Source organism: Candidatus Eisenbacteria bacterium (genome assembly GCA_013140805.1).
Lineage (GTDB): Bacteria > Eisenbacteria > RBG-16-71-46 > RBG-16-71-46 > RBG-16-71-46 > JABFRW01.
In genome coordinates this window covers 1-20,563 of the sequence record JABFRW010000133.1, presented here as the reverse complement: position 1 = coordinate 20,563, position 20,563 = coordinate 1, and the positions used below count along the sequence as shown (strand labels likewise).

General features: G+C 68.2%; 10 protein-coding genes and 2 tRNA genes. 10 read left to right on the top strand and 2 right to left on the bottom strand.

From position 1 onward, the window contains the following. Together HOP12_10575 and HOP12_10570 are read right to left on the bottom strand one after the other, a co-directional pair. Window positions 1-810: an inositol monophosphatase gene (locus tag HOP12_10575; protein ID NOT34600.1), complete on the bottom strand. Its 810-nt coding sequence runs from the start codon at window positions 808-810 to the stop codon at window positions 1-3. Then, the gene (locus HOP12_10570) at window positions 807-3,764 is read right to left on the bottom strand and encodes an ATP-dependent helicase (GenBank protein NOT34599.1); all 2,958 of its coding nucleotides are present in this window, start codon (window positions 3,762-3,764) and stop codon (window positions 807-809) included. Before HOP12_10570 ends, HOP12_10575 begins: the two co-directional genes overlap by 4 nt. 164 nt (window positions 3,765-3,928) lie before the next feature. Between HOP12_10570 and HOP12_10565 the strand changes: the two genes are divergently transcribed. The 10 genes from HOP12_10565 to HOP12_10520 all read left to right on the top strand — a co-directional run. Continuing rightward, window positions 3,929-5,515: a hypothetical protein gene (locus tag HOP12_10565; GenBank protein ID NOT34598.1), complete on the top strand. Its 1,587-nt coding sequence runs from the start codon at window positions 3,929-3,931 to the stop codon at window positions 5,513-5,515. A 152-nt stretch (window positions 5,516-5,667) separates the two neighbouring features. Further along, window positions 5,668-10,374 carry a hypothetical protein gene (locus HOP12_10560; protein NOT34597.1) on the top strand — a complete coding sequence of 1,569 codons (4,707 nt, stop codon included), beginning with the start codon at window positions 5,668-5,670 and terminating at the stop codon, window positions 10,372-10,374. 107 nt (window positions 10,375-10,481) lie between these two features. Next, a complete protein-coding gene (locus HOP12_10555; protein ID NOT34596.1) occupies window positions 10,482-11,960 on the top strand; it encodes a glutamate--tRNA ligase in 1,479 nt (492 codons plus the stop codon). Window positions 11,961-12,064: 104 nt separating this feature from the next. Beyond that, window positions 12,065-12,138, top strand: a tRNA-Gln gene (locus HOP12_10550). A gap of 87 nt (window positions 12,139-12,225) precedes the next feature. Continuing rightward, window positions 12,226-12,300 (top strand) — tRNA-Glu (locus HOP12_10545). Between the two features lie 416 nt (window positions 12,301-12,716). After that, a complete protein-coding gene (locus HOP12_10540) occupies window positions 12,717-15,365 on the top strand; it encodes a polysaccharide biosynthesis protein (GenBank protein NOT34595.1) in 2,649 nt (882 codons plus the stop codon). Next, a complete protein-coding gene (locus HOP12_10535; GenBank protein ID NOT34594.1) occupies window positions 15,362-16,330 on the top strand; it encodes a hypothetical protein in 969 nt (322 codons plus the stop codon). The genes HOP12_10540 and HOP12_10535 overlap by 4 nt, the downstream gene beginning before the upstream one ends. After that, a complete protein-coding gene (locus HOP12_10530) occupies window positions 16,327-18,591 on the top strand; it encodes an AAA family ATPase (protein ID NOT34593.1) in 2,265 nt (754 codons plus the stop codon). Before HOP12_10535 ends, HOP12_10530 begins: the two co-directional genes overlap by 4 nt. 94 nt (window positions 18,592-18,685) lie before the next feature. Beyond that, window positions 18,686-20,206: an oligosaccharide flippase family protein gene (locus HOP12_10525; protein NOT34592.1), complete on the top strand. Its 1,521-nt coding sequence runs from the start codon at window positions 18,686-18,688 to the stop codon at window positions 20,204-20,206. After that, the coding region (locus HOP12_10520) for a glycosyltransferase family 2 protein (GenBank protein NOT34591.1) at window positions 20,203-20,563 on the top strand (361 nt) is incomplete at its 3' end. The genes HOP12_10525 and HOP12_10520, both read left to right, overlap by 4 nt.

Genomic DNA, 20,563 nt, shown 5'->3' with positions numbered 1-20,563 from the left:
CTAGTTCGCCGCGCTCGCGAGTTCCGCCAGCACCCGTCTCATCTCGGCGTGAAGTGCCGCATTCGCGCCCAGCAGCTGGCGCCCGGCCAGCTCGAAAGCGCTGCCGTCGTAGCGCGTCACGACGCCGCCGGCCTCGCGCACCAGCAGCACGCCGGCCGCCATGTCCCACGGCGAGAGGCTGCCTTCCCAGAAGCCGTCGAACCGTCCGCACGCCAGATACGCCAGGTTGAGCGCCGCCGAGCCGTCCCGCCGCACGCCCTGCGCGCGCATGAGAAACGCTCGGAAGGCGGGCAGGTGTCGTTCCGGATGCTCACGCACGTCGTACGGAAAACCCGTCACCAGCAGCGCGTCTTCGAGTGAGGCGATCGCCGAAACCCGGATCGGCGATGCGTTCCGGGTAGCTCCCGCGCCGCGCGCAGCGGCAAAAGTCTCGTCGCGTATCGGATCGTGAATGACGCCAGCCACCACCTCGCCATCGACCTCGACGCCGATCGAGACCGCGAAGAACGGGTAGTTGTGCGCGAAGTTCGTGGTGCCGTCGAGCGGGTCGAGGATCCAGCGCACCCGTGATCCGGCGTGCGCACCCGACTCCTCGGCCAGTACCGCGTGATCCGGAAAGCGCGCGTGAATGCGCTCGAGCAGCAAGGCCTCGGAGCGGCGGTCGTACTCGGTCACGAGGTCGATGCGGCCCTTGCGCTCCGGGGCGTGGAGGCGGCCATGGCCTTCGCGCAGCAGAGCGCCGGCCTCGCGCGCCATCTCGGTCGCCGCGTCCCTCAGCTCGATCGCTTCGCGCGCCGCCGCGTCGCTCATCGCAGACCCAGCGCTGCGCTGTGAGGGCAGAAGCGGTGATACGGGCAATAGGTGCAGCGCCGCGGCTCCGGACTGGGGGTGAAGTCGGCGCGGCGGATGCCGGCCGCCGCAGCGCGAATCCGCTCGCGTGCCGACTCGAGGTGCTTGAGTTCGACGCGCGCCTCTCCGACGATGCCGCTGCCGATGAAGTGCAGCTGCGCGCGCGCCGGCATCACGCCGCGCGTCTCGTGATACGCCAGCGCGTAGAGTCCGAGCTGCTCCTCTCGAAGGCTCTCGCTCGCCCGCGACTTCGCCGAATCCGGGTCGTCGACTGCGGAGGTCTTGTAATCGACGAGCACGATGCCGTCCGCGGCTTCGTCGATGCGGTCCCAGCGTCCCGACACCTGGTCGTGCTCGGAGACCTTGAAGCGGAACTCGAGCTCGCTGGCGAGCGGCTTGTGCCCGGTCGCCAGTTCGCGCGTGACGAAGCGCCGCAACGCTTCGCGGCCCTCGGCGAGCCGTCGCTCCTCGTGCTCGCGCGAGTAGAATCCCTCGCTCGACCACGCCTCCTCGAAGGTCTTCAGCACATCCGTCGCCGAAATCGGCATGCCGCGGATCCGGTGCTGGAGGAACACCCGGATCGCGTGATGGATCGCGGTGCCGTACATGAACGTGGGGTCGCTCGCGAGCGGCACCTGCACCACGTGGGCGTATCGGTACTTGAGCGGACACGAAACGTAGTCGTCGATTCGCTGATTCGAGAGCGCGAGCGGTGCGTCGTCGGCGAGCGGCTCGAGGCCCGACGGTGATGCGGGTGCCTCGGCGGCCGGCGCGTGGCGCGCAATCGATTCACCCGCCGAGGCGCGTCGCGCGGGTTTCGGGGGAGCGGGCAGTTCGAGTGCTTCGAGCAGGAAGCCGCTCGCCTTGCGCAACCGCTTGCCGCCGTAGTCGGCGGCATGCGACATCACCAGCCGATCGCGCGCGCGCGTCATGGCGACGTAGAACAGCCGACGCTCTTCGCGAAGGTGTTCCGCGCGCGGTTCGCCGCCGCGATGCAGCTCGGGCGGGAACGGAAGCGGATCGCCGCGCAGCTGCAGCGGGAAGCGGCCCTCCACCAGCTGCACCATGTAGACGATCGGGTACTCGAGCCCTTTCGCGTTGTGTGCAGTCAGCAGCGCCACCGACTGATCGTCCGAATCGACGACCGCGGCCTGCGGATCGTCCCCGGCATCGATCAGCAGATCGAGGTGGCGCATGAAGTAGGTGACGCGGTCGCTCTTGAGCAGCGGACCCACACGGGTCACGATCGTGAAGAGTCGATTCAGGTTCTGGACCTTCTCGGTCGCCTCGGCGCTGTCCTCGGCCGACAGCTGGCCGAGCAGTCCGCTCTCGGTCACGAAGCGGTACAAGACCTCTGACGTCGGGCGGCGGGTCGCTTCGGCTGCGAGGCGTTGCAGAAGCTCCACCGCGCGTCGAATGCCCTCGACTGAATCGGCCGAGAGGCCCGCCGAGAGGTCGGCCGAGGCGCGCTCCGCAACCGCACGAAGCGAGAGGTTGGTGCGATGCGCACGCGCGGTGAGGCGCAGCAGGTCGTCCGGCGTCACGCCGAACAGCGGATCGGCGAGCACTCCGAACGCCGCCGGTCCGTCGTCCGGATCGGCCAGCAGCCGCAATGCATTCAGGCACAGCTTGACCTCGGCGCGTTCGTAGAGCCCGCGCTGGTTCGTGCGCCGGAAACGCACTCCGCGTGCGCGCAACGCCTGTGCGACCGGATCCAGCTGCGCGTGGGTGCGGGCGAGCACGGCGAACTCGCCTGCACCGCGGCCTTCGGCGAGGCCGCGCGCGATGTCGTCGGCGACGGCGTCGGCCTCGTCGCTGCCGGACTCGAATGCGCGATACTCGACTTCGCCCTCGAGCCCGCGCTCGGCGATGAGTCCCTTCGCGAACCGTGCCGGGTCCTTCGCCTCGAGCCGCTCGGGATCGTTGAACCGCACCATGCGATGCGAGAGGTCCAGGATGCGTTGTCCGGAGCGGTAGTTGCGTCGCAGCACCGTGACTCGCGCGTCGGGGTAGACCTCGAGAAAGCCCAGCAGGTTCTCGATCTTGGCGCCGCGGAACCGGTAGATGCTCTGGTCGTCGTCGCCCACCACGGTCAGATTCCGTCGCCGGCCCACCAGCAGCTTGAGGATTTCGAACTGCACGTGATTCGTGTCCTGGAACTCGTCCACCAGCACGTGACGGAAACGCTCCTGCACCTCGCGCGCGAGGTGCGGACGCTCGCGCAGCAGTCGCAGGGCCAGCGCGATCTGCGCCCCGAAGTCCACGCGGCCGTGCTCGAACAGCAGCCGCTGGTAGGCGCCATACGCATGCGCCTTCTCGAGCTCCATCGCGGCGCGATCGGTCAGCACCGGATCGCCTGAGGCGGCGGCGGCGAGCGACTCGGCGAATGCCAGGTAGCGCTCGGGCGAAACGTCTTCGTCGCGCGCGCGATCGAACACGGTGAGCAGGGCGTCGAGGTGCCGATCGGGCTCGCCGAGCGGCAGGTAGCGGTCGAGTCCGAGCTCGAACAGCCGCTCGCGGAGGAACACGAGCAGATCGGCGCGGGTGCCGACTCGCAATTGTGAAGTGAGACCGATCTCGATCGCGTGTTCGCGCACCAGACGATCGCAGAACGCATGGAACGTCGAGATCGTCGCGCCGACGAAGCCGTAGGGCACCAGCTCATCGACGCGTGTCTCCATTTCGCTCGCGGCCTTGTCGGCGAAAGTGAGCGCCAGGACTTCCTCGGGGCGCGCGCGTTTGGTGCCGATCAACCACGCGATGCGCCGGGTGATGACCTGGGTCTTGCCGGTGCCGGCGCCGGCCACGATCAGCAGCGGCCCCGCCTCGTGCGTGACCGCTTCGCGCTGCTCGGGATTGAGCCCCTGCAGCATCGGCTCCAGATTCGCGGCGGTGTCGGAAGGGCTGGGCGTCACGGGTCCGGTCGTGGAGAGGGCGGAGTGCGTCGCGCGCGCGGCGGATCCCGCACGCTAGCACGCACGATCGTCCGTGGCCGAATCTCGCGCGTGACGCGCTTCGCACGCCGCCAGGTCGCCGCAGGCTTGCGGTGACGGTGTGCGCTTCCTAGAGTGCACGGCCCATGTCGAACTCCACGCAGCGCACGTCGTTTGGAATCATCGGAATGCTGGCTGCGTTCGCGGTCGGATGCGGGCCGCCGCGCACGGTGCCGGTGGCGCGGACCTGGGTGGTGGCGCGCACGCCGCCCGCGTTCGATCCCCACGGTCCTGCGGATCCGGTGCGCGACGTGCTGATGCGACTCACCGGTCGCGGCCTGGTGCGGCTCGATTCGCTCGGTGACTGGCAGCTCGACGCGGCGGAGAGTCTGGTGGTTTCCAGCGACGGCCTCGAGCTGCGTTTTCACCTGCGTGCCGATCTGCGTTTCCAGGATGGGTCGCGGTGCAGCTCGCAGACGTTTGCGCGTGCGCTCGAGCAGGGTCTTTCGCGAACCGATCACGGCACCGTCCGCTGGGCGCTCGCGTCGCTCGCCGGCGCCGCGCGCATCCGCCCCGGCCGTCCACTTCCGGAGCTCGGCATTCGTACGCCCGATGACCGCACGCTGATCCTGCGACTCACCACCGTCGACTCGCTGTTGCCGTTGCGCCTCGCGCAGCCGAGCATCGGCACGGCGTGGCGCGAGGACCCGACGCGGCCCAACTGGGGCATCGGGCTCGGCGACTACGCGGTCCGTGAACTGGAGCCCACGCGCTGGATGCTGGTGCGGCAGTCGAGCGAGTCCGACCCGCGCTCCGGTCTGTCGCACGACGGGCTGCGTCCCGTCGACACCTTGCGAGTCCGATTCCTGCTCGGTGCCGGTCGGGTGCGCGCCGCCCTGCGCGCCGGCACGGCCGACTTCGTGTGGCCGGTCCCGGCGGAGTTGATGCAGCAGCCGCTCCCCGAAGGCTATCGAGTCGAGCGTGCCACGACGCGCCCCAGTCGCCGACTGCTGCTGGTGGCGCGCGCCGATGTTCGGCCGACCTGGAAGCTCGAAGCGCGGCAGGCCCTTGCGCATGGCTTCGCGCGCTCCGAGGCATTGGCGCGGCTCCAGAGCTGGGGTCGCGCGGAAGCGACATGGCTGCCGGACGCCGATGTGTTCGACGCGCCATCGTACGATCGGCTCGCCGTGCAGTCGTGGCTCAATCGCGGCCGCTTCGGCCGCTCGCTCCATGCAGCGATGGCGTTCGACGCGGATGGCCCGGCGGCGCTGGTTGCGCCCGCACTGCAGCAGGAGTGGGCGCAGCTCGGACTCGACATCGAGCTGCTGCCGATGCGTGCGGCCACCTTCGAGCGCGAGCGATTGACCGGTTCGCGCGCGGCGTTACTGCTGGTCGAACATCAGGCGCCGCTCGCGAGCGCCGCCGCCGAACTGGCGACTTACGTCACACCGGCGACGGGTGGCGCGATCGGGACCTTTCGATCCGGCTGGCGGACGCACGAATTCGATCGCTGGCTGGCGCCCGGCGCCGTGCAGGAAGCCTATGAAGTGCAGATCGCCCAGGATCGGCTGGCCGAGGAGCGCGTGGTGGCGCCGATCGCGACGCTCGACTGGCTCTGGATCGAGCGACCGGATCGCGATCTGCGGGGGCTGGATCCCCATTTTGGGCCGCTTGGGGGGACCCCCCGGGCCCGCGCGCCGAAATCGAGCGGCTTGGACGCCGGTTCTCGTTGACCCGCTTTCGCGCGGTCCCGTATCGTTGGCGGGCGTCAGCACATCCCCCGGGCGTCCGGAATCGCGCTTGAGCCTCGCATTCCGGGGACGCACTCCCGGTCGAGCCACGTACTGCATCCGAGCCACCACTCATCCACCGGGGATCCCCCATCATGAAGGCCATCTCGCCGCTCGCCGCGGTCGTGTTGCTTGCGCTCGCGGCTCCCGTTCAGGCCGCGACGATCGAGCGCGAATTCCGATTCGACGCCGACCAGTTCAAGCTGACGACTCGCGACGGCTATACGGAAGTCGAAGCACGCGGCGGATCGCGCGAGTTGCGCGCCGGCCGTCCGGATCTGCCGGTCTTCGCCGAGCGGCTGGAGCTGCCGGCGGGGATGCGGGTCGCGCGCGTCGAGGTGATCTCGGAGCAGCGTTCGTCGCTCGCGATCGGGATCAAGCCTGCGACCGCGTTCGTGGTCGGGCCCGGGCTTGGGCCGGTGCGCCGTACCACGCCCGATCCGGATTTCTACGTGGCGGGTCGCGCGAGTGCTGAAGCCTCCGCGAGCCTGGCGAATCAGGGCGTGATGCGCGGCCGCGACGTGGCGTGGCTCAAGCTCCAGCCATTGCGCTGGGACGCGGCGAGCGGCCGGCTCGAACTGGTGCGCTCGTTGCGAGTGCGCATCGATCTCGAGCCCTACGACACCCCGGGGCGCGCGGTGCGCCAGCGCGTGGTCGCGGCGTGGGAGTCCGACGCCGACGCGGCCGCGATCGCGGCGCGCAGCGAGCCGAATCCGGCGCGCGTGGAGTCCGATCGCGCGCCCGCCGAGCCCTTCCGTGCCACCCAGCTGCCCTCGGTGCTCGGCAGTCCGGTCGCTTACGTCATCATCACGACCGACGCGCTGGCCCCATCCTTCCAGCCGCTCGCGGATTGGAAGACGGCGACGGGAGTTCCCGCCACCATCCGGACGATCGAGTTCATCCGCCAGAACTATCCGTTCGGCGTGGATGACGCGGATCGAGTCCGGCAGTTCATCCGCGATGCCTACACCCGGTGGGGAACGGCGTGGGTGCTGCTGGGCGGCGACACCGAGGCGATTCCGACTCGCCAGGCCTATACCAAGTTCTTCGGCGGCGAGTTCATTGCATGCGACATGTACTTCTCGTGCGTCGACGGCAACTGGAACGCCGACGGCGACGACCTGTTCGGCGAAGGGGCCGATTCGATCGGTGGAGTCCCGGGCGATCAGTGCGACCTGCTGCCGGACGTGTGGGTCGGCCGCGCGCCGGTCGCGACGCCCGCCGACGTGGACCGCTTCGTCGCCAAGACCTTCCAGTACACGCGCACCCCGGTCGGCGACTACGAGAAGAACCTCCTCTTCTTCGCCGAGGTGTTGTTTCCGCCCGATTGGACCAGCGGTTCGACCGCGTTCGATGGCGCCGAGCTGGTCGAGGAGTGCCTGCCTTCGCTTCAGAATCATCCCGGCACTCACTTCGCGCGGCTCTATCAGAACTACACCGACGCCCGCTGGTTGCCCGGTGCACTGCTCGAGACCCGTGAGGCGGTGATCGACTCGCTCGATCGCGGCTACAACATCGCATGCCACGTCGGTCACGGTTTCCGCAACGTGATGTCGGTCGGTGACGCGAACCTGACGAACGCGGACGCCGAGGGGCTCACGAACGGCAATCGGTTGTTCAATCTGTACGCCAGCAACTGCACCTCGAACGCGATCGACTACCCGTGCATCGGCGAGGCGTTTCTGCATGCCGCCAACGGTGGGGCGGTCACGAACATCGGGTCGAGCCGCTTCGACTTCCCCTCGGCCGGTCGCGAATACCAGCGCGAGTACTTCCGCATGCTGTATGCCGACAGCGTCAACGCGATCGGCGAGCTGCAGGCTCGTCAGAAGATTCCGTTCGTGCCGTTCGCGTCCGAGGATTTCGTCCACCGCTGGACTCAGATGACGCTGCTGCTGCTCGGCGATCCGGAATTGCGAGTGTGGACGAACAATCCGGTCAATCTGGCGGTTTCGAATCCCGCGACCATGGCACTTCAGGACACCTCGCTCACGGTGACGGTTCAGCGCAATGGTTTGCCGCTTGCGAACGCGCGCGTGACGCTGTGGAAGGTGAACGAGGACTACCGCTCCGCGCTCACGAATGCCTCGGGCATCGCGACGCTCGACTTCCGCCCCGATTCGCTCGGCCCCATCTCGCTGGTCGTGACCGGCCGCGACAGCCGCCCGTTCCAGACCACCATCACGGTCACGCCGTCCGGACAGCCGGTGCTGGTCGAAGAAGCCGTGAGCTTCGATGACGACGCGGTCGGTGGGACCTCCGGCAATGGCAACGGCATCTGGGAGGGGGGCGAAACCGTCGATGTGCTGATCTCGGTCCGCAACACCGGCGGCTCGACCAGCTCGGCCGTCACGGGGCAGCTCTCGACCGCCGATGCGCAAGTGACGGTCGTGGTGCCGAGCGTCAGCTATGGCACCGTCTCGGCCGGCAGCGTGGTCCCGGGCGCGACGCGCTATCGCCTCAGCACCTCGGCGACGGTCGCCGACCAGCGCGAGGTGCCGCTCGCACTGCTGCTGCAGGACAACGCGGGCCGCAAGTTCCGCGAGACCGTGTGGCTCACGGTGCGTTCACCCGAGCCCGCCCACTTCTCACACGTCGTCAACGAGATCGTCGGCAACGGCAACGGGATTCCAACCGTCGGCGAGACCGCCGACTACTCGATGCGACTCAAGAATCTGGGTACCGGCACCGCCGATGTCGTCACGGCGGTGATGCGGAACTACGATGGCAAGGCGACCGTCACCGACAGCACCGCGTCGTTCGGCACGTTGACGCCCGGCTCCGAAACGCTCGGCGACCCGTTCCGATTCCAGGTCACGACCGCCGGTGCGAAGCTCGAGATCCGCGTCTCGGACGTCTACGGCCTGCTGTGGGCACGCACCATCGATCTCGCATGGCCGGTGGCGCCGAGCACGCTGTCGCTCGTCAGCGGCTCGACCTCGATGGAACTTCACTGGCTTCCGAACGGCGAGACCGATCTGCGGGGCTACAACATCTACCGCGCCACGTCCGGAGCGGGGCCGTTCGTTCGTGTGAACTCGGTGCCGACCGAACGGGTTTCGTACTACCTGGATGCCGGACTCGTGCCGCTCACTCGCTACTACTATCGAGCCAGCGCAGTCGACAGCTCGGGCAACGAGTCGTCGCAGACCGCGACGGTCAACGAAACCACCACGCCGCCGAATCACACCATCTTCCCGCTTCAGATGGGCGGCAACACACCGTCATCGGTCGCGCTGGCGCGGCTCTACCATCCGAACACGATGGACATCGTGGTCGGAGCCGATCTGCTGTACGTCTTCCATCCGAGCGGCGGCGCGCCCGTCGACGCTGACGGATCGGGGCTCACGATCGGTGACTTCTCGCTGCAGGGCACCTACTTCGCGGCCGGGCCTGCGATCGGGGACGTCGACGGCGGTCTGCCCGAGATCGTGGCGCCGACGTGGACCTCGAAGCAGTTGTTCGTATTCGACCTCGAGGGCAACGTGAAGCCGGGATTCCCGTTCGCGACCGGCGTCGAGGTGTGGTCGAGTCCCGCACTCGGCGATCTCGACAACGACGGCGACAACGAGATCGTCATGGGATCGAACGGCGCGAGCCTGTTCGCCCTGCGCGGCGACGGAACGGAATGGATCGACGGGGACGCGACTCCCGGCACCCTGGGAGTTTTCAAGACTCTGGGTTCGCTCAACAACTTCTCGACTGCCGCGATCGCGGATCTCGACGTCAACGGCGAGAAGGACATCGTGTACTGCGCGTTCAACGGAGTCTTGAATGCGTGGCGCCCCAGTGGTGCCTCGCTGCCGGGCTTTCCGATGAATCTCGGCGGCACCATGACGATGTCCCCGGCGATCGGCTTTCTCGACGGGCCGGGCGATACTTCGCCCGAGATCGTGTGCATGACGACCGGCGCGAGTCACGACTCGCTCTACGTGATCAGCGCGACCGGCGTGCGGCGGCCGGGCTTCCCGATCGGCGTCTACACCGGCGGCACCAGCAAGCAGCCGTCTCCGGCGCTCGCGGACATCAACGTCGACGGCTTCGTCGACATCGTGATCGCTTCGACCGACGGACGGATCTACGTATTCAACGGCACCGGTTCGCTTCAGCCGGCGTTCTTCAACGTGCGCTATAGCGCGCTCACGAACGCGGCCTCGGAGAGCAGTCCGGTGGTCGCGGACATCTCCGGTGACGGGATTCCCGACATCGTGATGGGTGACGAGAACACCCGGCTCAACGCGATCAGCGGCACCGGCGCAGCACTGCCCGGATTCCCGATCGTGCTGAACGGCGAGGTACGCGGTGCGCCGGGCCTGTGCGACTGCGACGGGGACGGACTGTCCGAGGTGGTGCTGGCGGGCTGGGATCAGAATCTCTACCTGTGGGACTACGACTTCCCGTTCTCGCCGGCCGGAACTCCGGCGTGGCCGCAGTTCCACCACGACGCGTTGCGGACCGGATTCACCGGCACCTCGGTGGCACTCGACGCGCCGCAGACCGCACCTGCACCGCCCGCGCGAGTCGAGCTCGGACCGCCTTCGCCGAGTCCGATGCGCGACGGCACCTGGATTTCGTATGCGGTTCCGCCGGCGGCGAACCACCAGGCGTTCGAACTCGCGGTCTTCGATCTCACGGGTCGGCGCGTCGCGACGCTCGACTCGGGACTCGCGCGTACCGGTGTCCATCGCGTCGAGTGGCGCCGTCGCTCGGACCGGGGTGCTCCCGTCGGCGGGGGCGTCTACTTCGTGCGCCTGCGACTGGGCGGCGAGCTGCGGTCGCGCAAGATGATCGTGATGCCCTGATCCTCGAGCGCTCGCGCTCGAGCCTTGACCCCGAAGCCGGCGCCTCCTAGGGTGCGCCGGCTTCAGTCATTCGAGCCTCACCCCCTGCGAAAGTCCGGCGAATCCCCATGAGCGTCCGCGTCCGATTCGCTCCGAGCCCGACCGGCACCCTGCACGTGGGGGGCGCCCGCACCGCGCTCTACAACTACCTGTTCGCGCGCGCCAACGGCGGGCGCTTCATCCTGCGCATCGAAGACACCGACACGGCGCGCTCGACCGACGATTCGGTGCAGGCGATCTTCGCGGGGCTGCGGTGGCTCGGGCTCGAGTGGGACGAGGGGCCGGGGGCAGAGGGCGCTCACGGACCCTACTTCCAGTCCGAACGGCGCGAGCGCTATCAGCACCATCTGCGTACGCTCGAGGCGTCGAGTGCCGTCTATCCGTGCTTCTGCAGCCCCGAGGAGCTCGAGGCGCGTCGCGCCGAACAGCTCGCGGGTGGCGCCGGTCCGCGCTACGACGGACGTTGTCGCCGCCTTTCCGCCCCGGAACGCGCCGAAGCACTCGCGTCTCGCCGGCCGGCGGCGTGGCGGTTCGCCACCCCGACCGACGGAGAAACCGCCTGGGACGATGTCCTGCGCGATCGCGTGGAGTTTCGCAACGAGGTGCTGGAGGACTTCGTGGTGATGCGTTCCGACGGGCTGCCGACCTACAACTACGCGTGCGTCGTCGACGACCACGAGATGGAGATCACCCATGTGGTGCGCGGCGACGACCACATCTCGAATACGCCGCGTCAGCGATTGCTCTACGACGCGTTCGGCTGGACGGCCCCGCAGTTCGCGCACGTTCCCATGATCCTCGGCGCCGACGGCTCGCGGCTCTCGAAGCGACACGGTGCGACGTCGGTGGGCGCCTATGCGGAACTCGGCATGATCCCCGAGGCGATGGTGAACTTCCTCGCGTTGCTCGGGTGGTCTTACGACGGCGAGCGCGAGCTGTTCACGCTCGCGGAGCTCGAGCAGCTGTTCCGCCTCGAGCGTGTCGGCAAGAACCCAGCGATCTTCGACCTTCAGAAACTCGAGTGGATGAACGGCCAGCACCTCAAACGGCTGAGCGAGCCCGACCGCGTCGAGCGGGTGACGCAGTTCCTCGCGCAGTCGGGTCACGATCTGTCGGCACGCACGCCGGAGTGGCGGCTCACGCTGGTGCGCGCGATCGGCGACCGGCTCAAGACCCTCGCCGACGCGCGGCGCTATGCCGCATTCTGCCTCGAAGATCCGCTGGTTCGTGACGAGAGTGCGTGGACGCCGGTGCTCGAGCGGCCCAAGATCGGCCCGCGGCTGCGCGAGATGTCGCTGCGCATCGAGGCCGACGGCGAGTTCTCGCTCACGAGTCTCGAAGCCGCGATTCGCAGCCTGGCCGCCGAGCGCGGGCTCAAGCTCGGGGATCTGATCGGGGCGGCACGGATCGCGCTCACCGGAGGGCAGGTCAGTCCCGGCTTCTTCGAGGTGGTGTGGCTGCTGGGTCGCGATCGAGCGGTGACGCGGTTGCGGGAAGCCGCCGGCGAGTGGGAGCGCAACAGTCCGCTCGCGGCCGCCGGCTCCTGAGTGGATTCGAGGGCGGATGACCGCTCGCCCCATCGAGTTGCGACGCTGTGGCGGACCTTGCCAAGCCGCAACGCGCTCTGATAGATTCCCGCCCCTCGCGAACTTGCCCGGTGGTGTAACGGTAGCACGACTGGCTCTGGACCAGTTAGTCGAGGTTCGAATCCTTGCCGGGCAGCCACCCCGCCACGTCGCCAGTCGAGCCGCTCCTCGGCCTCGGCGACTTCAATTGCGGGTGCCGACGCGTTCGCGAGGCCCCGACCTTCGTGGCGCTATCGTCTAGGGGTTAGGACGGATGGTTCTCAGCCATCAAACCGGGGTTCGAATCCCCGTAGCGCTACCAGTTCGCTCGGCCCCGGTTTCGAACCGGGGCCGATTGCGTTTGGCGAGCGGCAGCCGCGATCCGCTTCCGGCGTGCAAGATGCACGCGAGTCGTCCCCCTAACTCATTCTCGCGCATGGCATTGACACGCTGCTAGGGGTCCCGTAGTATCGCCCCGACGAAGCGCAACCTCGACGCCATGATGGTGTTCGGGGCCCGGTCATCCGATAACCGTCGAACGAGGCTGAGGTCCGTGACGCCTGCGGACCGCCACGGCCGTATCGACGGAGCCTCAACTCGAAACTCACCTCGCCATCGCGACCGATCGGCCGCGGCTGGTGCGTACTCGTGCGTGCCGCGCAGCGGATCGCTCGAGCACGAGGGAGCCATGCAACTCACGAGTCCCCCGGCCTCCCCGCGACCGAGGGAGGTCCGCGCGTGCGCCTGAAACGGCTGCCGCGCTACGTGCTGCTGGTGATCGGCTACGCCACGCTCATCAACGCGGCGTACCTCGGGTCCCTGCTGCTGCGTTTCGAGGGGGAAGTGCCGGCGCGCTACTGGCTGGGCTATGCGCGCATCGCTCCGACGCTCACGATTCTGTCGTTGCTCGGCTACGCGCTGGCGGGGCTGTTCCAGGGGCTGTGGCGCTACGCGAGCACCGTGACGCTGTTCCAGATTCTCAAGGGCGTCACGTTGTCGGCGGTGTCGATGCTGCTCGTGATGGTGTTCAGTGACACGCTCTACTTCCCCCGCAGCCTCATCATCCTGACGTGGGGAGCGCAGCTTTTGCTGGTCGGCGGAGTTCGATTCGCCTGGCGCCTGTCGCGCGACCGCGTCCTCGGCGCACCGCCCGGGCACGCGCTGCGGACCCTGGTGGTCGGCGCGGATACGCACGGCGTTCACATCATCCACGAGATGCGGCGCGGCCCGGCCGGTCTCGACACGCTGACACCGGTCGGCTTCATCGACGACGACCCGCGCATGACCGGACACCTGGTCGAGGGCGTCAAGGTGTGGGGCACGATTGCGGACCTGCCGAGCGTGATCGCGGAGCAGCGCGCCGAGGTGGTGGTGGTTTCGGATCCCGAGATGCCCGCCAAGGTGGTGCGCGAAATCGCTCGCTTCTGCGGCGAGGCGAACGTTCGCATCAAGACGCTTCCGGGACTCTCCGACGTGCATCACGGACGCGCGACGTTGTCGCAGATTCGTGACGTTCGCATCGAGGACCTGCTGGGACGCGAGCCCGTTCACCTCGACCTCGATCAGGTCGCGGGCCTGCTGCGCGGCGAACGCGTCCTGGTGACCGGCGCCGGCGGCTCGATCGGTTCCGAACTCGCGCGCCAGGTCGCGGGGTTCGGACCCGCGGAACTGGTGCTGCTCGATCATGCCGAGAACGGGCTCTACTACGTGCACAACGAGCTCGCGGCTCAGCACCCGGGCCTCGTGATCCACCCGATCGTCTCCGACGTCAAAGACGCCGAGGGTCTCGAGCGCGTGTTCCTGCGCCACACCCCGACGGTGGTGTTCCACGCCGCTGCGCACAAACACGTTCCGCTGCTCGAGATCAATCCGCGCGAGGCAGTGCGCAACAACATCGTCGGCACCCGTAATCTGGTCGACTGCGCGGATCGTAATGCGGTCAAGAAATTCGTGCTGATCTCGACCGACAAGGCGGTCAATCCGACCAGCGTGATGGGAGCGTCGAAGCGGGTGTGCGAGATGATCCTCCAGAGCCGCCAGCAGCGCAGCAAGACGCAGTTCTCGGCGGTACGTTTCGGCAACGTGCTCGGCAGCGACGGCTCGGTGATCCCGCTGTTCCGGCGCCAGATCGAGCGCGGCGGCCCGATCACCGTGACGCACCCCGAGGCGCGCCGCTTCTTCATGACGATTCCCGAGGCGGTGCGGCTGGTGCTGCAGGCCGCTTCGATGGGCAAGGGCGGGGAAGTGTTCCTGCTCGAGATGGGCGAGCAGGTGAGAATCCTCGATCTCGCGCGCCAGCTGGTGCGGCTCGCGGGACTGCGAGAAGGCGAGGACATGGAGATCGTGTTCACCGGTCTGCGACCCGGCGAGAAGCTCTACGAGGAACTCCACTCCGACGCCGAGCGCACGCGCATGACGCGCCACGAGCGCATTCTGACCTGGGATCTCCACGCCAAGCCCGAGCCCGAACTGCTGGCCGAGATCGCGGCCCTCGAACGGGCGGCGAGCGAGGGCGATCCGGCGTCGGTCAAGCAGGCGCTGCATCGCATCGTGCCGGAGTACGTCGAGCCGCATCACGCCCCGATGGAGCGGGTGCCGGCCACGCCGGTCGTCGAGTTGCCTGCCTCGATCGGGCTGGTGTCGGCAGCCGAGCGCCGCTCGACCGACTGGCGCGGCGCCGCGCGCGCCACCGTCGAGTCCGGGGTCGCGTGCGTACTGCTCGCGGCCTCGACGCCGTTGTGGATCCTAATGTGGCTCGAGGCGCGGCGTCGCGGTGAGCGCGAAATCCTGATCAGCGAGTCGCGCGTCGGTCGTTCGCGGCGTCTCGGGCCCCGCCGCGGCGGCCCTACGGCGGCGCGCATCGATCGCCGGGTGTCCGATCGTCGCACCCAGAATCTGCTCGGCCAGCCGTTTCCATGCTGGCGTTTTCGCTCCGATCTCGGCCCGATCAGCCGTGCGCTCACGCACCGCCGACTCGACAAAGTGCCATTCCTTCTCAATGTGCTGAGAGGGGAGATGACGCTGGTCGGTCCGAATCCCGAGCGTGAGGAGAACGTTTTGCGGTGGCAGCAAGTGGTGCCCGACTATGCACGCAGATTCAGCGTGCCGCCCGGGATCACCGGACTCGCGCAGGTGGCGGGATGCGACCGTCCGGGCGTCGAGGGCGCGGTGCGTCGCGTGCATTACGATCTCTACTACCTCGACAATCGTTCGTTGCTGCTCGACTTGCGAACCCTGTGGCGCACCGCTGAAATCGTGTTACGCCGGCCGCGATCGAGCGGCCCGGAAGCGGTCGCGCTCGAAGGACCTGCGGACCCTCACGGCAACGACACCGCTCCGGTGCGCGCGGCCGAATCCGGTTCCATCGCCAAAGGAGTGATCCGATGAACCGTCGTCTCGCCACCGTGTGCGTCTGGCTTGCGGGAGTGGTGCTCGCGCTCACGGCTTCGACCGCACACGCCGAGGACTACCTGCTGGGCGCACAGGACGAGATCTCCATCACGGTCTATCTGCATCCGGAACTCGAGCGAGTCACATCGATCGACGCCAACGGCAACGTGACGTTCCCGCCGGTCGGCGAGGTCAAGGCTGCGGGACTCACGCCCCGGCAGCTCGGCGATCGCCTGGCCGAGCGGCTCTCGACGTTCCTGCGTCAGACCACCGCCGTGACGGTCGGCGTGCGCCAGTACGTGAGCCGCAGCGTGTTCGTCTCGGGCGCGGTTGCGCGACCCGGTCGCTATGGATTCGAGCGGCTTCCCGGCGTGATCGAGGCGATCGGGCAGGCCGGCGGGGCGCTGCCCGGCGCCGATCTGTCGCGCGTCCAGATCGTGCGCGTCGAGGGCGAGAGTCGGCGTACGCTCACGGCCGACGTCGCGCGCACCATGCGCGACGGCGTGCTCACCGGCCTGCCGGAGCTCAAGGTCGGCGATACGATCGTGATTCCCTCCGGATTCGGCGCCGACCCATTCGCTGCCCCGGGCGCCGGGAGCGCGGTGCTCGGTCAGGTCGCAAAACCCGGGCTCTACCCGGTCGGCGACGGCATCGATCTGTGGAATCTGCTCGCGATCGCCGGCGGCCTGACCGGAAGCGGCGATCTATCGAACGTTCGAGTGCTCACCCGTGAAGGCGACGGCATGACCGCGGTGCGGGTCGATCTCAAGAACGTGCTGACCAGGGGCACGCGCACGCCCTACAAGGTGCGCGAGGGCGACGTGGTGTTCGTGCCCACCACCACCGCGTCCGGATTCGGCCGTGCGATCAGTGGTTTCGGAACGGTGCTCGGCATCACCCGCGACGTCTTCCAGATCGTGGTGCTCGCCGACATCCTCAAGGACAACAAGGTGAGTAATTGAGCACAGGACCCGCAGTACCGAATCCCCCCATCAATCCCTACGCGACACCGTCGATCGATCTGCGCGACATCGCACGGATGCTGTGGCGCCGGCGCTGGCTGCTGGTCGTGCCGTGGTTCGCGGCCGCCCTGGTCGGCCTCACGTTCGCGCTGCTGCTGCCGCCGGTCTACACCAGTACGGTGGTGCTGTTCTTCGAGAAGCCGCAGCCGCTCGCCGGTACGCTCGGAGGCGTGAGCAGCGGGCCCACCAATGCCGACGCCCAGGCCGACGTGATGCGCGAGCAGCTGAAGAGCAGTCTGTTCCTCGGCAGCGTGATCACCGCGAGCGGGCTGCGCGACGACGAGGGCACGCGGGCGTGGGCCAAGAAGGGCGCGCGGGAGTACGCCGGCTTGTCGGAGAGCGAGTCGATCGACCGATTCATGATCGATCACGCGCGCGAACACACCTCGATCCGCAAGGCGAAGGGCAACGTGTTCCAGATCACGGTCGAGGACTTCGATCGCGATCGTGCACGCCGCCTCGCCGAGTCGGTCGCCAATCAGTTCATCCTGACTTCGAAGGCCGCTCAGCTCGAAGCGGTGCGCGCGACTCAGGAATTCAGTCTCGAGCAAGAGCGTTCCTACCGGCTTCGGCTGGACGAGGCCGAGGGCCGGCTCGAAGCCTATCGACGCAATGCGCTCACCACCTCGATGGCGAGTTCGAGCGTCGGGCCGACGAACCTGTCGCGGGCGCAGTCGCTGCTCGCGCAGACCGACTACGAGGCCGAGGATCTCCGATCGCGACTGCGGATGCTGAAGGCGCGCTGGAGCGGGCAGGCCCAGGAGCGCGATCCGGATCTGCTGTCGAATGCGCAGGTCGTCTCGCTCGCCACGCAGATCGTGACGCTCGAGCGACAGATCGCCACCGCTCAGCTCTCGGACGCGGGCCAGGAGAACGTCGGAGCGCTGCGGCTCGCGATCGTCCGCAAGCACAACGAGCTCGAGGTCGAGCTGGGCGCCGGCGCCGGGCAGGCGCTGCCGAATCTGTCCGACGACATCCGCCAAGCCCTGGTCTCGTACCGACTCGCGCAGGCCGACCTCGCGGGCGTCGAGGCGCGGCGCGTGTGGCTCGGTACCCAGGTCGACACCTACCAGCGAGGCGTGATCGACACTCCGGATCGGCAGCTCGAAGAGCAACACCTGACGCAGGAAGTCGAGAACGCGCGGCGCCTCTACGATTCGTTCCGGCAGCAGTCGGCGATCGCCTCGATCGCCGAGGCGTTCGAGAACGCGAAGCTGTCGGGCCGTTTCGAATTGATCGAGCCCGCCACGCGGCCACTTTCACCCAGCAAGCCGAACCGTCCGCTGCTCGTGATGCTCGGCATGGTCGCGGGGCTGCTGGTCGGAGCCGCGACCGTGCTGGTGGTGGAGCAGCACGATCAATCGGTCCGCAACGCCGACGAGATCGAGAATCTGCTCGGCCTGCCGGTACTGGGCGCGATTCCCCGCGTCGAAGAATTGCAGCGTTCGCGACGTCGCTCGCGCAGCGCGACCGCCGCGGGGTTGCCGGCGGTGCGCGACCACGGCCTGTTGCATCGGCTCAAGGTCGAAAGCCCGCTGGGTCTCGAGTTCCGTCGCACCTATCTCAAGCTTGCGCGGGTGCGCGGACGTCAGCTGCCGCGTTCGATCGTGGTCACGAGTTCGACCCGGGGCGAAGGAAAGACCACCACCAGCGCGTGTCTCGGCATCACGCTGGCGCGCGAACTGCGCCAGAAGGTGCTGCTGGTCGACTTCGATCTGCGCAGCCCCGCGCTCCATCGGGCACTCGGCCTGCCGAGCAGCAGCTGGGGACTCGCGCAAATGCTCCATCACCGTCACTTCGACGATCGTTTCATCCGCGCCACGGTCCTTCCGGATCTCGAGTTCCTGCCGGCCGGCAAGTCGGAGCGTCCCGCTTCGGAACTGGTCGACACCGACTCGGTCGAGTGGTTCCTCAAGGAAGCCACCAGTCGTTACGCGATGGTGCTGATCGATTCGGCGCCGAACCTCGCCGTTCCCGATTCGCTGATCCTCGGCCGCGCCGCCGAGGGCGTGCTGTACGTGATCAAGGCGGGCAGTACGATTCGGAAGGCGGCGGAGTACGGCGTCAAGGTCCAGCGCGAAGCCCGAGACAACGTGCTCGGCGTGTTGATCAACGACTCGGGCGAGGTGCTGCCGCAGTACTACGGGTACCGCTACAACTACTACGGATACTCCGAGGAGGCAGCCGGAACCGAGGGCTGAGCGACGCCCGGGACTCGCGGCGGTTCCGCGGGTCTCCGTCGCCCCTGCGGGTTCCGCACGTCCGGTGCGAAGCATTCGCGTCCTGCGCAACGTGATGACGAACTACCTCCGCTTCTTCTCGGGGGCAGTCATCTCGTTCCTGCTCACCCCGCTCATGGTTCACATGCTCGGGGACGCAGGCTACGGGTTGTGGATCACGGTGTTCTCGCTCACCGGCTACTTCGGCCTGGTGGACCAGGGCATCCGCCCCTCGCTGGTGCGATACGTCTCGCGCGACCGCGCCGCCGGCGACATGGACGGGCTGTCGCGCACGCTCAGCAGCGCGCTGGCGCTCTATACGGTGGCGGGCGTGGTGACGCTCGCGGTGTGCGGGGTGATCGCGTGGCGATTCGGCATCAGCTTCCACATCGATCCCGCCATGCTGCCTGCGGCGCGCACCACGATCCTGGTCGCCGGCCTGTCGCTGGCGCTCGGCTTTCCGTTCGGGGTGTTCGGCGCGACGTTGTCGGGGCTGCAGCGCTACGACCTGGCGAATGGCATCGGCATCGTGATCTCGATCCTGCGCGCGGTCGCGTTCGTCGTGGTCCTGAGGTCCGGCGGCGGCATCGTCGAGCTGGCGTGGGCATCGCTCGCCTGCAATCTGCTCGGTCACGTGTGGACGCTGATCGTGATGCGCCGCCTGCTGCCCGAGGCGCGCTTTTCGCCGTCGCTGGTGAGTCGTGAGCACATGGCGCGGGTCGGCTCCTACGGCAGCATCGCGTTCATCGGAGCGCTCGCCAGTACCATCGCGTTCCAGACCGACTCGCTCGTGATCACCGCGTTTCTGGGCGCCGCCGCGGTGACCCCGTTCGCGCTCGCGGCCGGGCTGGTCGACAACGTGCGCTCGCTGGTCCACTCGGCGACCTGGGTGCTGTCGCCGACCGCGAGTGAGATGGAGACGCTCGGCGAGACCGCGCCGCTCCAGGGCATGCTGATCGCGGGCGCCAGGTACTCGGTGCTGCTGAGCTGGCCGATCCTGTTCGCATTGATCGTGTTCGGCGAGAATCTTTTCGTCACCTGGATCGGTGACCACGCGCGGATCGCCGCGCGCCTGCTGATCATCCTGAGCGTGCCGACGCTGCTGTCCTTGCCGCAGTCTGCCGCCTCCTCGATGCTGTACGGCATCAGTCGTCACAAGGGCGTCGTGGTGCTCTCGATCGCGAATGCGGTTCTCAACCTGGCGCTTTCGTTGCTGTGGGTGAGGCCGTACGGACTCGAGGGTGTGGCACTCGGCACCGCGGTCCCGCTCGGCCTGATCGCGGGGTTCGTCACGGCGTGGTACGCCGCGCGCGTCATGAAGCTGCCGCTCTCGCGCTATCTGGGCGAGGGCGTGCTGCGTCCGGGCCTGTGCGCGCTGAGCTTCCTGGTCCCCGCATTGCTCATTCAGTGGCGCTGGCACCCGATCGGCTGGATTCCGCTGGCACTCGCGGTCGCCGGTTCGTGGCTGGCGTTCGCCGCCGTAACGTGGCGCTTCGGCATCGACACCGCCGATCGCGCGCGCTGGGCGCGCATGCTGAGCGGAGCCATGGGCCGTCCGCCGTCCGGGCCTCCGGTGGTGCAGGGAGAGGCACCATGAGCGCCGCGCCGACCACGCCGAGCGGGCAGGCCACGGGCTTCAGCGTCACGCTGACCTGCTACAACGCCGCATGGTGCGTCGAGCGCGCGCTCGACAGCGTGTTCGCCCAGACACGGACGCCTTCGGAGGTGCTGGTCACCGACGACGGCTCGACGGACGACACGGTGGCGCGGATCCGCGCGCGCTACGGCGATCGCGTGCGGCTGCTCGAGATGCCGCATCGCGGGCTCACGCCGACGCGCCAGGCCGCGATCGCCGCCGCGGCCGGACCGTGGGTGGCTCTGCTCGACGCCGACGACTGGTGGTTCCCGAACAAGCTCGAGTGCCAGGTCGCGTTCCTCGAGGCGCACCCCGAGG